This window comes from Nonomuraea sp. NPDC052634, from assembly GCF_040678535.1.
Classification (GTDB): Bacteria; Actinomycetota; Actinomycetes; order Streptosporangiales; family Streptosporangiaceae; genus Nonomuraea; species Nonomuraea fastidiosa.
This window is the reverse complement of the sequence record NZ_JBFATY010000001.1, coordinates 522,209-538,972: the sequence shown is the minus strand read 5'-3', so window position 1 is coordinate 538,972 and position 16,764 is coordinate 522,209. Positions and strand designations below refer to the sequence as shown.

Here is a 16,764-nt window from a genome sequence, read left to right as displayed (position 1 = left end):
ACGTTTTCGTGGTGCGAACCAAACCCCGCGAATGTCGGTCACATAGGGCATAGCGAGGGAGGGCCTTCATGTCCGTCCGAGTGCTCGTCGCCGCGTTCGTGGGTGTGGCGCTGATCACGGCCGGCATTCAGCCGGTGAATGCGAAGGAGCCGGGCACGCCCACCCTGAGCGCGCCGGCCACGGAGTCGGAGCCGTGGGTCAAGCCGGCCGGTACGTCAGGCAAGGTCAACGACAGGGGCCCGTTGCGCCTGGCCTCGTACTCGCTGGTCTTCGACGCCGGCCAAGGGCTCTACGGTTACCTGCGCGAAGGGAAGAAGTTCGTCAAGACGCCGTACCGCGAGGCGGTGGTGGCGCCCGGGCGGCGGTGGGTGGCCGGGATCCCGGGCTACGAGTTGTGGAAGGCGAAGAAAAAGATCGACCTGATCGATCGGCACAGCGGCAGGAAGCACACCATTTCCCTGCCCGCGCCGGCGACGTCGCCCGAGTGGTCGCCGGATGGCCGTACGCTCCTGCTGACCGCGTACAGGAACATCGGTGGCGGCAGCCTGACCGTCATCGGCTTCATCACCCTGAACGTGGCCGATCGCGTTCCCCGCCTGGTCAAGGCAGGGCCCCGCCACATAGTCTCCGGCGGCTGGGAGGCCGGGCGTAACTACCGGTTCTTCTTCGCCGGAGGATCCGACCGGGTGCTCGCCCGGCACGACGACGCGGACGCCTCCTCGCCCAAGAGCCGCCTCGCCGTCTACGACCTGCGGGGAAAACCGCGCAGGTACTACACCGGAGTCGGCGTGCCGGACGAGACGTCGGCGTCGCACGTGTTCTCGCCGTCCGGGCGGCTGTTCGCCACCATGGTCTGTGACGACGACCTCAGGTGCGCGATCTGGATCGTCGAGACGTCGACGGGCAAGATCGTGCGCCGGATCGGCGGCAAGGGCCTTCGCGCATTCATCGACTGGTACGACGACGAGCACATCATCGTGCAGCGGGAACGCGGCCGAACCCACCTGTTCCAGCGCGTCGATCTTGCGGGCCGAGGCGGTGTCGACCTGATCAGGGAGAAGCTCACCGCCAACGTGGCCGGCTACGACCCGCATCTGGAACGGGTCCACTTCGTACGCCCGGCATAGTGCTCCAGCCGTGTCCACCTCGTCTGCGGCGGTGTGTGCGGAAGCGGTGTGCATGATCGGCGCCGATCCGCAAGGGCGCCGGGATGCGTTGTCTCGCCGTACGCGGTGAGCTGCGGAAATTTCACCGGGAAGTCAGTGGAAGATCCCTTACCGTCACTGAAGTGTGCCTGGTCGATGGATCTCCCGATACATACCTTCCTGGTGTCGGACCATGCATACATCCGGGCGAGGGATGCATGAGCGCGTACGCAGGAAGTTCAGACGAACCCCAGAAGTGGACATGCAGGCTGTTCGGGGGAAGAAGGCGAGCCGAGGAAGCCGTACGGATGGCCGAGGAAGCGCTCAAGGGGACTCAGCGCATCTCGGATGAAATCGCTGAGCGGATGGACACGATGAGAGCCGCGGTGGAGCAGAGGCTCGACCGGCTGTCGGTGGACGTCGCTCGGCTCAACCGGCCTGAGCCGAAGCAGGCATGGAGTGTGGAAGAGGAGCTGGGGCATCTCCTTTTGGAGATCATCAAGGATGGTCATACCCAGATTCATCTGCATAAGAAGCTCGCTGAGTTCGTCACGGAGGAGACCGCGCGAGGGGCGAGTCTGGCCGCCGACGAGGTTCTTAGCGCAAGCCGGGACAAGCCGCTGAAGCCTGGCGTGTTGAATACGTTCAAGCAGCTAGCAGAGGATCCGCTGCATGCGCTCGATCGTCAAGCGAAAAGCGGCCGGCCGAAGGCGGACGCCGGCGGAGCGTAGCCGTGGCAATGGTGCCGGTTCTTCCGCCATCCGTCACATGCCTACGGCGTGATCAGGTGCATCCTCCGCAGCGTCCACCTCAGGGCAGCGGGTCCTGCGAGTACGCGATCAGGCCGGTCACCTTGCTGGCCGGTTCCCGGCAGAGCGCGAGTGCGGCGGCGGCCATCACCTCCGGGGGTTCGGCGTTCGGGTCGTTCTCGGTGGTCAGGCCGTGGAAGAGGGTGCCGGGGGTGGGGACGACCTGGGTGGGGGCGAGGGAGTTGACGGCGATGTTGTCGGCGTACAGCTCGGCGGCGAGGCCCGTGGTGAGGCGTTCCAGCGCAGCCTTGCACATGCCGTACACGGTGGCGCCCAGGCCGGCGAGCCGGTCCGGTGGGATGGACGGGTGCCGGGCGGCCACCGATGAGATGTTGAGTATCCAGCCCTGGCCGCGTTCCCGCATGCCGGGGATGACGAGCTGGGCGAGGTGCGTCGGCGCGTTCACCTGGACTTCGAACATGAGGGCCATGCGGCGCGGGCTGAAGTCCGCGACCGGTGTGAAGTAGGTGACGGCGGCGTTGTTGACCAGGATGTCCACCCGGCCGAAGCGGTCGAGGACCTGCGACACCAGGCGGGCCCTGTCGTCGGGGACCGACAGGTCGGCGGCGAACGCCTCCGCCGTGCCGCCCGCGTCGCGGATGCGGCCGACGGTGTCGCGCAGCGTGCCCGGCAGCCGGTTGGTGCCCTCCTCCAGCGTCCTGGCGGTGGCCGCGATCCGCGCGCCCGCCGCGCCGAACGCCTCGGCGATCGCGGCGCCGATGCCCCTGCTGGCTCCGGTCACGATCGCGACCCGTCCGTCCAGCTCGCCCATGGCCACTCCCTCATTCTAGAACTATGTTCTGAAATGAGCTTCTGTCCGGGCGGCGCAGGCTGTCAAGGGCTCAGGCGGGCAGGGGGCCGCGCCCAGTGCGGTCGGTCAAGGGCTCAGTCCAACGGGGACCCTGGCGCGGCCGGTCAAGGGGTCAGTCGAGCAGGGATCGGCCCAGCGCGTACGCCTCCGTCAGGTCGCCGCCCCGATAGCTGAGGGCGGCCAGATCGGCGAGGTGGTGGTCGGCGTTGACGGCGACCGTGTTGGTCAGCCGCCGGAACAGCGGCGCGTCCGACATCGAGTCCCCGTACGCGACGCACCGCTCGTACGTCAGCCCGTACCGCCGCCGCAGCCGCTCGGCGATCCCGACCTTGTCGGACGGGGTGAGGATGTTGGCGGGATCGAGCGGCTCGGCGAACGGCGGCGCCGGGAACCGCGACGCCACCACCTCGTCGAAGCCCAGGTCGAGCAGGTGCCGGGCGAAGAAGTCCGGCGACATGGTGATGACCGCGGAGTGCTCGCCGCGCTCGCGGATGTCGCGGCAGACCTGCTCGATGCCGTTCAGCCACGGGCTGGCCGCGAACGCCTCCGCCACGGCCGCCTCCGTCAGCTCGCGCCACAGCTCGTGGATGGCGGCGGCGAAGCCCCGCGTGTCGATCTCGCCGGCCGCGAACCTGGCCTCCAGCTCCACGAGTTCGTCGTACGTGCCGAGCCGCCGGGCGATCTGCAGGCTGGCCGAGGAGCCGGTGAGCAGCGTGCCGTCCATGTCGAAGACGTGCAGGGACGTCATCCCATCACCCGCGCCTTCCGCCCCGGTCCTCTCATGTCCATCCGAGATCGTAGCGGGGTGGGGCGAAACGGGAGAACCGGGCGTTCAGCGCGTGGTGGCGATGGCCCTCAGGCCGTCCGTGTGAACACGGACGGATGCCGGGTGCCGGACGCGACAGATGACGTGCTCACGCGATGCGCGCCTCGTCGGTCTCGCCGTCCGACAGGAACGCCGCCAGCGCCTGCCCCTCCTCGGCCAGCTCGGCCCGCTCGGCACGCGTGAGATCGCGCAGCGGGGCGATGACGACCGCGCCGGAAGGACCGGGTTCGACGGTCCAGGTGGCCGACACCCGGCCGTCCACCAGGACGACGCGGGCCCCCGCCACCGACAGGTTCCGGTGCTCGTCGTCGATGATGCGGGTGCGGTCGTGGTAGCCGAGGATCGCGTTGTCGAAGGCCGGCAGGAAACGTACGGGGGCGGGCGTGTCAGGGTCGGGGCGCGGCGCGTCCGGCAGGTCGAGCAGCACCCGGCCGCGCTCGTCCTTGAACGTGACCAGCTCGTCCCGTACGGCCGCCACGGCTGCGGGCAACCCCGCCAGACCGGCCCAGGCCCGCAGGTCCGCGGTGGCGGCGGGGCCGTAGGCGGCGAGATAGCGGCGTACGAGCTCCCGGCCCGCGGGGTCGGAGCCGTCGGCGGGCAGCGGTTCGATCTTGCGGCCGAGCCAGGACTCCAGCGTGGCGTAGCGCACCCCCGCCTTCGTCCGCCACACACCGCGCGGCGGCAGCTGCACCGCCGGGACGAGCGCGGCCATGGCCAGCTCGCCTAACGCCCGGGCGTCCGCCTCCGGCCGGTGCTCCGCCAGCGTCCTGCCCACCTCGCCCATCGACCGGGGTACGCCGTCCGCCATGATCGCCACGGTCGCCGCCCGCAGCTCCTCCAGGTCGATGCCGTCCAGCTCCCGCCGGTACACGGCGAGCACCTTCTGCCGCAGCATCGCGTCATGGCGGGCCCGCCAGGCGAGCGCGTCGTCGGCGGTCACGAGGTGCACGGTCCTGCGCATGAGAGGCATCCGTACGACCTGCCGCCCGGTGAGCAGCCCCGACAGCTCCGCGGGGTCGAACGCCGACAACCGCGACCACAACCCCACGAACGGCTCCTGCGGCTCCTGCGCCTGCAACCCGCACAGGTGCGCGACCGCGTCCAGTGCGGGGACGGCGGCCCGTTCGAGCAGCGACTGCCGGGCCAGCGTGGCGCGGTTGAGCGCCCGCGTGCTGAGAACGACCATGAGCATCCTTCGAGGGGCGGGACGGGTGGCGCTACGGACACACTCTCGCAGGAATTGCGGCCAGGTCATGGCCGCAATGGCAACCCCCGCGCCTTCGGGTACCCCGCCGCATGTAACTCCGCGGACACAGCATAGATACAAGCGTGTATTCATGCCTGGTATCCTGAAGGCATGTCCGAGACCGCCAAGCGTCCGTCCGCTGCTCAGACCGCGTACGCCGTCACAAAGGAGCTCATCCTCTCCGGCGAGCTGCCCGGCGGCACCCTCATCAGCGAGGGCGAGATCGCCGACCGCGTACAGGTCAGCAGGACCCCCGTGCGCGAGGCGTTCCTGCGCCTTGAGTCGGAGGAGCTGCTGGCGCTGCACCCCAAGCGCGGCGCGGTCGTCGTGCCGGTGCCGCCGGGAGAGGCGGCCGACGTGCTGGAGCTGCGGCTCGCGCTGGAGCGTTCCGCGGCCGAGCGCATCGCGCGCACCGGCCTGCCCGATGAGCACGACCAGCGGATGCGCGACCTGCTGGCCCGGCAGCGGGAGCTGGCGGCGGCGGGTGACGTCGGAAAGTACGCGGAGGCGGACGAGGCGTTCCACCGGTCCATCGTCGAGGCGTCGGGCAACCGCCTGGCCGCCCGCTTCTACGCCACCCTCGGCGACCGCCAGCGCCGCATGAGCATCTCGGCGCTGCGGCTGCGTCCCGAACGACTGCCACTGCTCACGGGTGAGCACGAGACGCTCCTCGATCACCTGCGGGCCGGCGGGACCACGGCCTTCGGAGAAGCGCTCCACGCCCACCTGACGGCCACTCACGGCAACCTGCACTGACCCCGGCCTGCCCCTTGACCTCCAGGCCGCATGGGGGTCCCTCGGCAGGTCCCGGGCCCCGCCCCGGCAGGCACGTCCGCAACGCTCCCGTTCGTACACGACCGACGCCGAAAGTCCCTATCGTCATGCTCGAAACACGGCAGGCCACCGCGGTGAAACCGCCCGCACCCCGCAGGTCGTCCTGGAGGGTCGTCGCGGTGGCGATGTTCCTCTGCGGGTGGGGCGGCAACCAGTTCACGCCGCTGCTGCTCATGTACCGCCGCCTCGGCGGCTACTCGATGCTCGACGTGGACGCCTTCCTCGGCGCGTACGTCGTCGGCCTCGTCCCCGGCCTGCTCCTGGCCGGCCCCGTCTCCGACCGGCGCGGCCGGCGTCCCGTCCTCGTGGCGGGCACCGTCGCGTCCGCGCTGGCGAGCCTCGTGCTGTGCTTCGGCGGCCAGAGCCCCTGGGCGATCTACGCGGGCCGTCTGGTCACCGGCGTCGCGGTCGGCATCGCGATGGCGGTGGGCAGCAGCTGGGTGAAGGAGCTGTCGTCCGGCGAGGACGGCGCGCTGCCCGCCCGGCGCGCCTCGCTCTGCCAGACGGCGGGGTTCGCGCTGGGTGCCGCAGTGGCGGGCGCGCTCGCCCAGTGGGGTCCGTGGCCCATGGTCAGCCCGTACGTCGTGCACCTGCTGCTCACCGCGGCCGTCCCCGTGCCGCTGCTGCGCGTGCCCGAGACCCGCGCGCCCGGCCCTCACCCGGAGGGGCGGGGAGTGCTGGCCTCGCTGCTCGACGACCTGCGCATACCCGCACCGGCGCGGCGGCGGTTCCGGCTGGTGGTCCTGCCGATGGCGCCGTGGGTGTTCGGGGCGGCCGGGCTCGCGTACGCGGTCATGCCGCAGCTCGTGGACACCCGCGTGGGGGAGTGGGGCCTGGTGTACGCCACCGGCCTGACCGTGCTGATGCTCGGCATGGGGGTGGCCGTCCAGCCGGTGGCCAAGAGGCTGCGCGGCGGGCGGGCGCCGGTGGCGGCCATGGGCGTGATGCTCGCGGGGGCGGTGCTGTGCGCGGCGGGCGCGGTGGTGCTGTCGCCGTGGCTGGCCGCCGCTGCCGCCGCCGTGCTCGGCGCCGGGTACGGGATCGCGGTCGTGTCCGGGCTGCTGGAAATCCAGCGCATGGCGGGCGCGGACGACCTGGCCGGCCTCACGGGGATCTACTACATGCTCGCGTATGCGGGATTTCTGCTTCCTGCCCTGCTGGCCGGATTGTCGGCGTGGCTGTCGTACCCGGTGATGCTGGCGGCGGTGGCCTGCGCGGCGCTGATCTGCCTGGCCGTCGTCGCGACCGGCGTACGCGTCACCGCGCGAGCCGGTCACTGATCCTGGCCGAAGGGACGGAAGGTTAGCTGAGAGTAACGGAAAGTTACGGTGAGTGACATCGCGGTGGGTTATCACAGCAGGTGCGTGCCGCCCGCGGCGTCACAGCAGTAACCCGCGTCGCACCCGGCATCGCGCTCCGTGATCCGCTACACCGTGGAGGTATCCATGCGTCCATCCCCCCGTAGCGTCGCCGTCGCCGCGGCCGCCGCGCTAGCGGGCGGCCTCGTGCTGGCGGCGCCCGCCGCGCACGCCGTGGTCGACCCCGCCAAGATCAACGTTCTGGAGTCCCTGCAGAAGGCCGACCCGATCGTGATGGCCAACTGCGCCACCGGCACCGTGGCCGACCCCGTGGGGGCCGTCGTCATACCGCCGGAAGTGCCGCTCGTCGGCTGCCTCACCCTCTGAACGCGCCGGAGCGGGACCCATTCGCGGGTCCCGCTCCGCGTTCTCCCTCACGACGGGGGCCGTCAGGAGTGCCGGGGGAGGCGGTGGCGAAGCGCCTCAAGCCTGGCTTGTACACTCTTGGCGTTTCTTGGGGGAATCGGGGGGAATCGCGCGTGCCGCTGGAGCAGGTCCTGGTGTTGCTGACCGCGGCGGCCGCAGCCGGATGGGTCGACGCCGTCGTGGGAGGCGGCGGGCTGCTGCAGCTCCCCGCCATCCTGATGACCGGCATGCCGACGGTCGAGGCGATGGCCACCAACAAGCTGTCGTCGGTCTTCGGCACCACCTCCGCCGCCGTCGCGTACGCGCGCTCCAGCAAGCTCGACCGCGAGGTCGCGATCCCGGGCGCGGCCATGGCCGTGGTGAGCGCCGGACTCGGCGCGTGGGCGGCCGCGTCCATCTCCGCCGACGTGCTGCGGCCCGCCGTCATGGTGGTGCTGCTCGCGGTGGCCGCGTTCGTGACGCTGCGGCCGAGCATGGGGGCGCTGCCCGAGCCGCGGCTGCGCACCAGGGCCCGGGTGGTGGCGGCGGTGGCCACTGCCGGGATCGGCATCGCCTTCTACGACGGGATCATGGGGCCCGGCACCGGAACGTTCCTCATCATCGCCTTCACCACGATCCTCGGGCTCGACTTCGTCTCCGCGTCCGCCTCCGCGAAGATCATCAACATCGGCACGAACGTCGGCGCGCTGGCCGTGTTCGCGGTGGAGGGGCACGTGCAGTGGCTGCTCGGCCTCCTGATGGCGGTCTGCAACATCGCGGGGGCGCAGGTCGGGGCGCGGATGGCGCTCAAGCGGGGGGCGGCGTTCGTACGGATCGTGCTGTTGTGCGTGGTCGTGGCGATGGTGATCAGGCTCGGGTGGCAGCAGTTCGCCTGACCCCGGTCCGTCCGGCCTGGCCGGTCCCGTCGCGTGTCAGCGCCCGGCTGCAGGACGACGCCGGGTCCACCGCCACGCCGACGCGCCCCGGCTGAGCGCCCTGCCGTGCGGCGCTTGCGTTCCGGCTTGTCGCGGCTTGCCCCGGACGCCCCGGGAGGCGCGCCGCTTTGCCCAGATCGGGCGTGACCTGCCGGAAATAGAATGGCCGGCATGCGCGCCAGCCGCCTCCTTTCTCTGCTTCTGCTCCTGCAGACGCGGGGCCGTATGACCGCGCCCGAGATCGCGGCCGAGCTGGAGGTGTCCGTACGCACCGTCTACCGCGACATCGAGGCCCTGTCGGCGGCCGGCGTGCCGGTCTACGCCGACCGCGGACCCGCCGGCGGCTACCGGCTGCTCGACGGCTACCGCACCAGGCTGAACGGCCTGACCGCCGAGGAGGCGTCCTCACTCTTTTTGGCCGGACTGCCGGGACCCGCCGCCGAGCTGGGCCTGGCCGAGGTCGCCGCCAACGCCGAGCTGAAGCTCCTGGCCGCGCTGCCGCCCGAGCCGCGCTCCCAGGCCGCCCGCATGCGGGAGCGGTTCCTGCTGGACGTGCCCAGCTGGTACCGCTCCGCCGACGACGTGCCGCACCTGACCGAGGTGGCCGAGGCCGTGTGGGACCAGCGGCCGCTGCACATGACCTACCGGCGGTGGGGCCGGGAGGTGGTCGACCGGGTGATCCACCCGTACGGGCTGGTGCTCAAGGGCGGCTCCTGGTACCTCGTGGCCGCGCCTCCCGGCGGCTCGCCGCGTACCTACCGGGTCGCGCGCATCCTCACCCTGGAGACGCTGCCCGGACGCTTCACCCGGCCGGAGGACTTCGAGCTGGCGACGTTCTGGGCCAAGTACGCCAAGGAGTTCCGCGAGCGGATGTACACCGCCGAAGCGGTCATCAGGCTCGCTCCCGGGCGGGGCGACCTGCTGGCGTACACGATGGGCGCGGACGTGGTCGCCGCCGCGCTGGCCGCCGCCGGCGAGCCCGACCCCGAAGGCTGGGTCACGCTCACCTTGCCCATCGAGTCGCTCACGCACGCCCGCTGGCTGCTGCTGCGCATGGGCACCGACGTCGAGGTTCTCGAGCCGCCGGAGCTGCGCGCGATGATGGCCGAGGCGGCCGCCGGCCTGGCCAAGCTGTACTGCTGACCGCCGCCTGCGCGGCGTGGCCGCCGGGCCGGGCGGAAAATCAGGCGACACCCGCGCCCGCCATCTGCCAGCATCCCCGGCATGTACCTTCTCGCTTTCGTGGGCGCGTGCGTCCTGGTGGCCATGGCGCCTGGGGTGAGCACGGCCATCATCATGCGCCAGACCCTGCGCGCCGGCCGCGGCTCCGGCCTGGCCGCCACGCTGGGCAACGAGACCGGGATCCTGCTGTGGGGCCTGGCGGCGGCGTTCGGGCTGTCCGCCCTGGTCGTGGCCTCGCAGCTGGCCTACGACGTGATGCGCGTGACGGGCGCGGTCGTGCTGGTGGTCATGGGCGCGCAGGCGCTGTGGCAGGCGAGGAAGCCGGCCCCCGTCACCGCCGCCGAAGGGGAGGCGGTGACGAGCCATCGCGGGGCCTACCTGGCGGGCCTCGGCACGTGCCTGGCGAACCCGAAGGCGGCCGTGTTCGCGATGTCGTTCCTGCCGCAGTTCGTCCCGGCCGGGCAGGACGTGCCGCTCACCCTCGCCACGCTGGCCGTCGTGTGGGTGCTGGTGGACGTGCTCTGGTACGCGCTGCTCATCTGGGCCGTCGCCCTGGCGAAGGACTGGCTGGGCCGCCCGGCCGTCAAGCGGCGGCTCGAACAGATCTCCGGCGTGGTGCTGATCGGCCTCGGCGTGCGGATGGCGGTGGAGTCACGATGACGATCTGGCACGACGAGCGCGGCGCGGGCGAGCCGGTGGTGCTGCTGCACGCGACCGCGGCCGACTCCGGCATGTGGGACGCCCAGTGGGAGGCGCTGGCGGACCGCTTCCGGGTGATCAAAGTGGACTTCCGCGGCTACGGCCGCAGCCCGTACGAGGCCGGGGAGCCGTACAGCGACGCGGGCGACGTCGCCAAGGTGCTGGCCGCGCTCGGCGTCAGCAGCGCGGCGCTGGTCGGGTCGTCGGGCGGCGGCCGGGTCGCCCTGGAACTGGCGGCCGCCGGGCTGGCGGGGCGGCTGGTCCTGCTCAACCCGCTGGGCACGCTGGAGCCGACACCCGACCTGCGGGCGTACTGGGACGAGGAAGGACGCCTGCTGAAGCAGCGTGACGTGCAGGGCGCGGCCGAGCTGAACGCCCGCACGCTCCTCGGTCCCGACGCGGGCCAGGCGGCGCGGGACAGGCTGGTGGCGATGCAGCGGCACGCGTTCGAGGTGCAGCTCGCCGCCGACCCCGAGCCCGAGCAGGTCGAGAACGAGATCACCCCGGCCGAGATCGACGTGCCCGCGCTGGTGGTGTCGGGCGGGCACGATCTGCCGTACTTCCGCGAGAGCGCCCGCCATCTCGCCGCCGAGCTTCCCCAGGCGCGGCTGCTTGAGCTGGAGTGGGCCGGGCACCTGCCGGCGCTCGAACGTCCCGATGAGATCAACGCACTGCTGCTGGATTACCTTTAGTGCATGACGAACGACCTGGCGGACCTCATGAGGCAGGCACAGGACGACGATCCGCTGCTGGCGCTGCACGCCACGAGCGCGCTGCGGCGCGAGATCGAGCGGCTGGAGGCGGTCCAGGTGCGGCGCGCCAGGGTGGCGGGGCTGGCCTGGTCGCAGATCGCCGACGCGATCGGGGTGAGCAAGCAGGCGGTGCATAAGAAGTACGGCCGCCGCTAGCGCGCCACCTCCTCGGTGGCGTCGAGCCGAATCGCTCGGCACCGGTCCGCGACCAGGGCGATCCGCGAACTGTCGAGCGCAGTCTCGGCTGCTCGTGGGTGGGAGCCCAGGGCGCAAGCAGGCTGTTCGTCAGGCGTTCCCGCCGAGAAATCTACAATGTAAAGGCGCCCGGCTTCGATGCTCTGCAGTAGTCAGACAAACGCGGGATCCCGCGAGAGCGCCTGAAAAGACCAGCCGTCTTGGGGTAACCCGCCGCCGCGCCGAGTCCGCGCCCATCGCACCCGCTCCGACGCCCATCGCACCTGTTCCGACGCCCATCGCACCCGCTCCGGCCGCGGCTGATCGGGAACGCCTCAATGACCGCCATGTCGGGTCCGGCCGCACGTGCCGGTGCCAGGCGCGGTGTCGAGGGCAGCGGCGTTCACGGCGCTGGAACGAGAATGCGCTGCATTGGAACAGTGCGCGGCGCCGGAACGACAGCGCGCTGCATTGGAGGAGTGCCCGGCGCCGGAACGACAGCGCGCGGCATGGGACCAGTGCCCGGCGATGGAGCGAAGGGATGTCCTTGCGCACATCGGCCGCGCCCCGCGCGTCGCTCCCCGGAACACCGTCCACGCGCGCTCAGGTCGGCTCCCTGGCCCGTAGAGAGCCCGCGAGGGTCACCCCGCGAAGACGAGCCGAGGGGATCGTGGCGCCGCCGGGCGCAGACGGTAGTGGCAGGCACCGGGCGGGAGGACCTTTGCCGCGGGGGCAGGTGTGAACCCGTGGCAGATCACCAGGCAGGCATGCCCGCGAGGGACTCATGAGAAGGCACGGGGTCACTGACGGGTCACCGGGCAGGTGCGCCCGCCCGTGAGGGACTCATGAGGCAGCGCATGGCGGGTCACCGGACAAATGCGCCCGTGAGACGCCGGCGGGTCAACGGTCGGGTATGCCCGCGAGACGCTGACGCGTCATTAGGCGGGCATGCCCGTATGAGGGGCTTATGAGACAGCGCGTGAACCCAGCGGGCCACCGGGCGGCCGCAGCTGAAGGCGCAGGTGAGAACGAGAGTGGACCAGGCTGGATCACCTCGCGGAGACGGCGTAAGCGGGCTCACGGGCCGGGCGGGGTGCAGCCGGGCGGTGGCGTTCGCGGGCCGGCCACCAGATGCGCGGGCCCAGGTGACAGGTCAGCGCCGGCACCAGGAACGAGCGGACGATCACGGTGTCGATCACGACCCCGACCGCCACCAGCAGCCCGAGCTGGACCACCGGCACCAGCGGCAGCACGGTCAGCACGGAGAAGGCCGCCGCCAGCACCACCCCGGCCGCCGTGATCACCCCGCCGGTCGCGCGCAGCGCGTGCAGGGTCGCATGGCGGGTGCCGAGGCGCACGGTCTCCTCCCGCACCCGGGCCATCAGGAAGATGTTGTAGTCGACGCCGAACGCGACCAGGAACACGAACGCGTACAGGGCGAATGACACGTCCATCACGGGATAGTCCAGCACCTGCGTGAACAGTGCCGAGCACACCCCCAGCGTGGCCGCGAACGACAGCACCACCGTGCCCATCAGCAGCAGCGGCGCCACCAGCGAGCGCAGCAGGACGACCAGGATCAATCCGACGACCAGCAGGATCAGCGGCACGACGAGGCGGGCGTCGGAGAGCGCGGCGTTCTTGGCGTCGAGCAGCTCGCCGGTGACCCCGCCGACCAGCGCCGCGTCGCCGGCCGCCACGCGTACGGCCGCCCGCAGGTTCTCCACCAGACGCTCGGCGTGCGGCGTGTTCGGCTCGGCGGCCAGCACCACGTCGTAGACCCGCCAGGGCGCGGCGGGCCCCCTGCGTACGGACACCACTCCCTCGGCCCCGCGTACGGCCCGCGCCACGGCGGCGGTCGAACCTTGCTTGGCCAGCACCACGACGGGCGCGCTGGCCGGATAGTGCCGCCGCAGCGCCTCGTAGCCATCCACCGAGCCCGTACGGGTGGTGAACATCGCCGACGGTGGGATGCCGGAGGCGTCCAGCGTGGTCAACCCCAGACACATCACCGCAAGCAGGACCAGCGATCCCACCCACACCACGGGAGCCCGCCGCCCCACGAACTCCGCCACCCGCGCCCAGATCCGCCCAGGCCCCGCACCTGCACCAGGCCGCCCCTGGTCGGGCTCGGTGCCTGCGCCCGGCCGGGCCTGGTCAGCTTCCATGCCTGTGCCCGGCCAAGCCCGGTAAGGATCCACGTCCGCGCCCTGCCTGCGGAAACGCGTGAGCCCGAAACCTCGCGCGATACCTACCGGCGCGCCGATATCGGCTACGTCTGACGAGTCGAAGCCTGGGCGGGGAGTGGACGGCCAGAAGGCGCGACGGCCGCCGAGCAGCATGAGGGCGGGCAGCAGAGTGACCATCACCGCCATCGTGATGAGCACCCCGATGGCGGCGGCCGCGCCGATCGAGCGCAGGGCGTTGGTGTCGGCCGCCACCAAGCAGCCGATACCGCCCGCCACCGTCAGCGCCGAGGCGACGACCGTACGGACGCCGCTCGCCATCGCCTCCTTCAGCGCCGCTGTCTCGCCGACCGTGACGCGCAGCCGCTCGCGGAAGCGGGCGACCAGCAGCAGCGCGTAGTCAGTGGCCACCCCGAACACCAGCACCGTGAACACCTCAGGCGTGGCCGCCCGCAGAGTGATCAGCCCCGACCGGCCCAGCGCGTAGATCGCCGCCGCCGAGCACAGATAGGCGACCAGCACGGACAGCATGGGGATCAGCCACAGCACCGGACTGCGATAGACGGCCAGCAGGACCAGCAGCACCACGGTCACGCTCAGCGCCAGCAGCGTGCCGTCCACTTGCAGGAACGCGTCGGAGTAGTCGGCCGCAACCCCGGCCGCGCCCGCGACATGGCTGACCAGCCCCGGCGGGTTGGCCTCGGCCGCGATGCGGCGCACCTCCTCGACCAGCGGGGAGATCATCACGCCTGGCTTGCCCGACAGTAGCACCGTCACCTGCAGCGCACGCCTGTCGACGCTGGGCAGCGGCGCCGCCGAGGTGCCCACCACGTTGGGCACGCGGGCGAACTCTCGTAGGTCGCGCCGCACGGCAACGAGATCGTCGGGCCGCAGCGGGCCCGGGCGCTCGTAGACGACCAGCGTGGGCACCGTACGCCCGGACTGTTCGGCCACCAGGTCGAGCACGCGCGCCGACTCGACGCCCCTGGCGAGCATGGACGTGCCGCTGGTGACGCGGACGTCCTCCAGCGGGCCGCTCGTGAGAACGGCCGCCAGCGTGAGGACGACCCACCCGAGCACCACGCAGGCGGCAATCGCCCGCGCGCGCATTCTGCGAAAAAGAACCGGCAATTCCCGCCCACCCCCGGCTTGGTACAAAGGCGCCGGCCGACACGTAGACCCTAGATTCCCGATCCTGCTCAAACAAATTGACGAGGCGGTCTTTTATTTACGTCAGGCGGCAATAAAAGCCGACATTGCACTATTAGTAGGGCGAAGGAATTTGTGGTGAAGGAAGGGAATGTGCGGCTTTTATCCTATGTGAGGGCGTGCTGATTTCGCCTCTCCGCGAACGCCCACGGACGCAGGTGCGGGGTGTCGGGTGCGTGCGGGGGAGTGGGGGTGCACGGGTACGCGCCCGGCTATGGACGCGGGCGTGGGCAAGGCCACGGGTGAGGGCCGGGACGCGGACATGGAGCGGTGCCGGGTGGCGGTGTGGTCGGGTGCGGGGTCAGGCGCGTACGCGGAGGTCGGCGAAGAGGGCGCGGTGGTCGGAGCCGGGGATGTCGAAGATCTGCGTGGCCACCGCTCCGGCGCGCGAGTCGGTCAGTATGTGGTCGATGGCGACCAGCGGCGGCAGCGATCGGCCGTGTGGCCAGGTCGGGATGAGGCCGTTGCCGGTGGAGTCGGCGGCGTCGGTGTAGCCGGTGGCGAGGAGGTCGCGGAAGACGGCGTGGTCGAGGGTCGCGTTGAAGTCGCCTGCCAGGATCCGGGGAGGTCCGGACGTGGGGGCGGGCGGCAGGGAGGCCACCCCGGCGTGCCATTCGGGGACCGTACGTGGTACGGGCGCCACCGGGTGCACCACGACCACTTCGACAGGCGAGCCGCCGGGGAGCGAGACCTCAGCGACCGGCATGTGGTGCCCCACCGGCTGGAACAGCCCCTTGCGTTCGCGCAGCGGGTGGCGGGAGTAGATGCCGCTGCCCTCGGGACCGCGTACGTCGGGCACGCTGATGTGGTACGGCAGCAGGTGATTGAGGCCGGCCGCGTTGAGCCGGACCATGGCCGACCAGGTGAGCTCCTGGATGCTGAGGACGTCCACCTGAAGTCGGCGTACGAGATCCACGAGGACGGCCGCGTCGCCCCGCCCGCCGTTGAGGTTGGCGGTCAGCACCCGCAACGCGCGCCCGCCCGCCGGGGCGGCGCCGTCGCCGAACGCGCGCGGCACCACGCACCAGGCGAGGCAGGCGCAGACCACCACCATGATCGCCGTTGCGGCCCGGCTCCTGAGCACGACCGCGACGCCCAGCACGACCAGCGCCATCACCGCGAAGTACGGCGTGAACGCGGCCATCGGCACCAGGAAGACGCCGGTCTCCAGCCCGCCGAGCCGCACCGCCGTACCGGCCGCGAACAGCACCGCCAGGCCGACCGTCAGCCGCCTGCGCCACACCCGCCGGGGCCGCGCCTTGGGCGCCGCCGCCTTCACGTCCTCCTGCATCAGCACGAGCGCTCAGGCTAGAAGACCATCCTTAACGTCTGATGAGGAACAGCCCGCCGCGCGGGCCGTGCGGTGCCGGGGCCTCGCCTGCGCCGGCGCGAGTACCCGAGGCTGTCCCCTTGCTGTTCGCGCGAGAGAGACGGCAGCGCTGTTGGCGGGTGGTACGACAGCGCTGGGAGGCACGGCAGCGCTGTTCGCGGGGGCACGGCAGCGAGCCTCGGTGGCCTTGGGAGCGTGTGACGCTATGCGGCTGACGACTGGCCTGGGCGGTCGGCCCCGTGGTTTGCGCCGGCGTGAGTGCGCAGGGTTCCGGGGTTGTTCTCGGCTTCGGATGCCCTGCCGCGCGGGGCGCGCGGTGGCGGTGTCCCACTTGCGTCAGTGTGTAGCGCCCAGGCTGAAGGATCATCCTCGACGTGTGATGAGGGTCAGCTTGCCGCGCGGGCCGCGCGGTGGCGGCGGACTGCGTCGCGGTTGGCGCAGCGCTGTGAGCAGTAGCGCTGTCGTCCGGTACGCGAGGTGTCGGCGAAGATCGTGGCGCACTCGATGACGGCGCAGCGCCTGAGCCGGTGCATGCCCCGCCCCACCAGGTGCAGCGCCGTGCCGACAGAGATCAGAGCGGCCAGTACGGCGCCGGGCGGTTGGTCGTCGTCGCGGTAGTGCAGGTGCCAGCCGCTGCCCGCGTGGTCGGTCAGGCGCGGGTGGGCGGCGGATGCGGCCAGCATGCGGTTGACCAGCTCGGCTCTCCGCTGCTCGTCGGGGGCGTCCACAACCTGCTCCCATGCGTCGAGTACGGCGTGCACCCGCTCTACGTCCTGCGCCGTGACCGGCGACTCCAGCGCGAGCCCGAACGCACGGCAGCGGTCAGCGAGCTCGGCGGGGGTCGAGGGCCGCTGGTTGGCGAGGGACGCGGCCAGCTTCACAGCGTCCTCGCCGTAAGGGTTCAGATGCACAATGCCATTACA

At 71.5% G+C, this 16,764-nt stretch carries 16 protein-coding genes; 10 read left to right on the top strand and 6 right to left on the bottom strand.

Annotation, left to right across the window (positions count from 1 at the left end):
• Positions 1-68 precede the first annotated feature (68 nt).
• Together AB0K67_RS02610 and AB0K67_RS02605 are read left to right on the top strand one after the other, a co-directional pair.
• The gene (locus tag AB0K67_RS02610) at positions 69-1,127 is read left to right on the top strand and encodes a hypothetical protein (protein WP_364051680.1); all 1,059 of its coding nucleotides are present in this window, start codon (positions 69-71) and stop codon (positions 1,125-1,127) included.
• Positions 1,128-1,453: 326 nt separating this feature from the next.
• The gene (locus AB0K67_RS02605; protein WP_364051677.1) at positions 1,454-1,876 is read left to right on the top strand and encodes a hypothetical protein; all 423 of its coding nucleotides are present in this window, start codon (positions 1,454-1,456) and stop codon (positions 1,874-1,876) included.
• A gap of 79 nt (positions 1,877-1,955) precedes the next feature.
• On the opposite strand, the gene AB0K67_RS02600 is transcribed toward AB0K67_RS02605, so the two are convergent.
• The 3 genes from AB0K67_RS02600 to AB0K67_RS02590 form a co-directional block, all read right to left on the bottom strand.
• Entirely contained in the window at positions 1,956-2,726 is a 771-nt protein-coding gene (locus tag AB0K67_RS02600) for an SDR family NAD(P)-dependent oxidoreductase (protein ID WP_364051674.1), read from the bottom strand.
• 151 nt (positions 2,727-2,877) lie between these two features.
• Complete coding sequence (locus tag AB0K67_RS02595; protein WP_364051671.1) at positions 2,878-3,513, bottom strand: HAD-IB family phosphatase; 636 nt, start codon at positions 3,511-3,513, stop codon at positions 2,878-2,880.
• A 166-nt stretch (positions 3,514-3,679) separates the two neighbouring features.
• Positions 3,680-4,777 (bottom strand): winged helix DNA-binding domain-containing protein, encoded by a 1,098-nt coding sequence (locus AB0K67_RS02590; RefSeq protein ID WP_364051668.1) that lies wholly within the window; start codon positions 4,775-4,777, stop codon positions 3,680-3,682.
• A gap of 171 nt (positions 4,778-4,948) precedes the next feature.
• Between AB0K67_RS02590 and AB0K67_RS02585 the strand changes: the two genes are divergently transcribed.
• The 8 genes from AB0K67_RS02585 to AB0K67_RS02550 all read left to right on the top strand — a co-directional run bounded on the left by AB0K67_RS02585 (position 4,949) and on the right by AB0K67_RS02550 (position 11,098).
• Positions 4,949-5,593, top strand: coding sequence for a GntR family transcriptional regulator (locus AB0K67_RS02585; RefSeq protein WP_364051665.1), 645 nt, complete (start codon positions 4,949-4,951; stop codon positions 5,591-5,593).
• 125 nt (positions 5,594-5,718) lie between these two features.
• Entirely contained in the window at positions 5,719-6,951 is a 1,233-nt protein-coding gene (locus AB0K67_RS02580; RefSeq protein ID WP_364051662.1) for an MFS transporter, read from the top strand.
• Positions 6,952-7,116: 165 nt separating this feature from the next.
• On the top strand, positions 7,117-7,356 hold the full coding sequence (locus AB0K67_RS02575) for a hypothetical protein (protein WP_364051659.1): 240 nt from the start codon (positions 7,117-7,119) through the stop codon (positions 7,354-7,356).
• Between the two features lie 152 nt (positions 7,357-7,508).
• On the top strand, positions 7,509-8,270 hold the full coding sequence (locus AB0K67_RS02570) for a TSUP family transporter (RefSeq protein ID WP_364051656.1): 762 nt from the start codon (positions 7,509-7,511) through the stop codon (positions 8,268-8,270).
• Between the two features lie 210 nt (positions 8,271-8,480).
• Positions 8,481-9,452: a YafY family protein gene (locus AB0K67_RS02565; protein ID WP_364051653.1), complete on the top strand. Its 972-nt coding sequence runs from the start codon at positions 8,481-8,483 to the stop codon at positions 9,450-9,452.
• 81 nt (positions 9,453-9,533) lie between these two features.
• Positions 9,534-10,151 (top strand): LysE family translocator, encoded by a 618-nt coding sequence (locus AB0K67_RS02560; protein WP_364051650.1) that lies wholly within the window; start codon positions 9,534-9,536, stop codon positions 10,149-10,151.
• Positions 10,148-10,882, top strand: a complete 735-nt coding sequence (locus tag AB0K67_RS02555) for an alpha/beta hydrolase (protein WP_364051647.1) — start codon at positions 10,148-10,150, stop codon at positions 10,880-10,882. Before AB0K67_RS02560 ends, AB0K67_RS02555 begins: the two co-directional genes overlap by 4 nt.
• A gap of 3 nt (positions 10,883-10,885) precedes the next feature.
• Positions 10,886-11,098 carry a hypothetical protein gene (locus AB0K67_RS02550; protein ID WP_364051644.1) on the top strand — a complete coding sequence of 71 codons (213 nt, stop codon included), beginning with the start codon at positions 10,886-10,888 and terminating at the stop codon, positions 11,096-11,098.
• A 1,067-nt stretch (positions 11,099-12,165) separates the two neighbouring features.
• Here the strand turns inward: AB0K67_RS02550 and AB0K67_RS02545 are convergent.
• From AB0K67_RS02545 to AB0K67_RS02535, 3 genes are all read right to left on the bottom strand, one after another.
• Positions 12,166-14,385, bottom strand: coding sequence for an MMPL family transporter (locus AB0K67_RS02545; RefSeq protein WP_364051641.1), 2,220 nt, complete (start codon positions 14,383-14,385; stop codon positions 12,166-12,168).
• A 427-nt stretch (positions 14,386-14,812) separates the two neighbouring features.
• Positions 14,813-15,802 (bottom strand): endonuclease/exonuclease/phosphatase family protein, encoded by a 990-nt coding sequence (locus AB0K67_RS02540; protein WP_364057403.1) that lies wholly within the window; start codon positions 15,800-15,802, stop codon positions 14,813-14,815.
• Positions 15,803-16,227: 425 nt separating this feature from the next.
• Positions 16,228-16,752: a CGNR zinc finger domain-containing protein gene (locus tag AB0K67_RS02535; protein WP_364051638.1), complete on the bottom strand. Its 525-nt coding sequence runs from the start codon at positions 16,750-16,752 to the stop codon at positions 16,228-16,230.
• Between the last annotated feature and the right edge of the window lie 12 nt (positions 16,753-16,764).

Bases quoted from the DNA above. Each gene is read 5' to 3' on its own strand.
- AB0K67_RS02610 (WP_364051680.1), top strand. From the start codon at position 69: ATGTCCGTCCGAGTGCTCGTCGCCGCGTTCGTGGGTGTGGCGCTGATC.
- AB0K67_RS02605 (WP_364051677.1), top strand. From the start codon at position 1,454: ATGGCCGAGGAAGCGCTCAAGGGGACTCAGCGCATCTCGGATGAAATC.
- AB0K67_RS02600 (WP_364051674.1), bottom strand. From the start codon at position 2,726: ATGGGCGAGCTGGACGGACGGGTCGCGATCGTGACCGGAGCCAGCAGG.
- AB0K67_RS02595 (WP_364051671.1), bottom strand. From the start codon at position 3,513: ATGACGTCCCTGCACGTCTTCGACATGGACGGCACGCTGCTCACCGGC.
- AB0K67_RS02590 (WP_364051668.1), bottom strand. From the start codon at position 4,777: ATGGTCGTTCTCAGCACGCGGGCGCTCAACCGCGCCACGCTGGCCCGG.
- AB0K67_RS02585 (WP_364051665.1), top strand. From the start codon at position 4,949: ATGTCCGAGACCGCCAAGCGTCCGTCCGCTGCTCAGACCGCGTACGCC.
- AB0K67_RS02580 (WP_364051662.1), top strand. From the start codon at position 5,719: ATGCTCGAAACACGGCAGGCCACCGCGGTGAAACCGCCCGCACCCCGC.
- AB0K67_RS02575 (WP_364051659.1), top strand. From the start codon at position 7,117: ATGCGTCCATCCCCCCGTAGCGTCGCCGTCGCCGCGGCCGCCGCGCTA.
- AB0K67_RS02565 (WP_364051653.1), top strand. From the start codon at position 8,481: ATGCGCGCCAGCCGCCTCCTTTCTCTGCTTCTGCTCCTGCAGACGCGG.
- AB0K67_RS02560 (WP_364051650.1), top strand. From the start codon at position 9,534: ATGTACCTTCTCGCTTTCGTGGGCGCGTGCGTCCTGGTGGCCATGGCG.
- AB0K67_RS02555 (WP_364051647.1), top strand. From the start codon at position 10,148: ATGACGATCTGGCACGACGAGCGCGGCGCGGGCGAGCCGGTGGTGCTG.
- AB0K67_RS02550 (WP_364051644.1), top strand. From the start codon at position 10,886: ATGACGAACGACCTGGCGGACCTCATGAGGCAGGCACAGGACGACGAT.
- AB0K67_RS02540 (WP_364057403.1), bottom strand. From the start codon at position 15,802: ATGCAGGAGGACGTGAAGGCGGCGGCGCCCAAGGCGCGGCCCCGGCGG.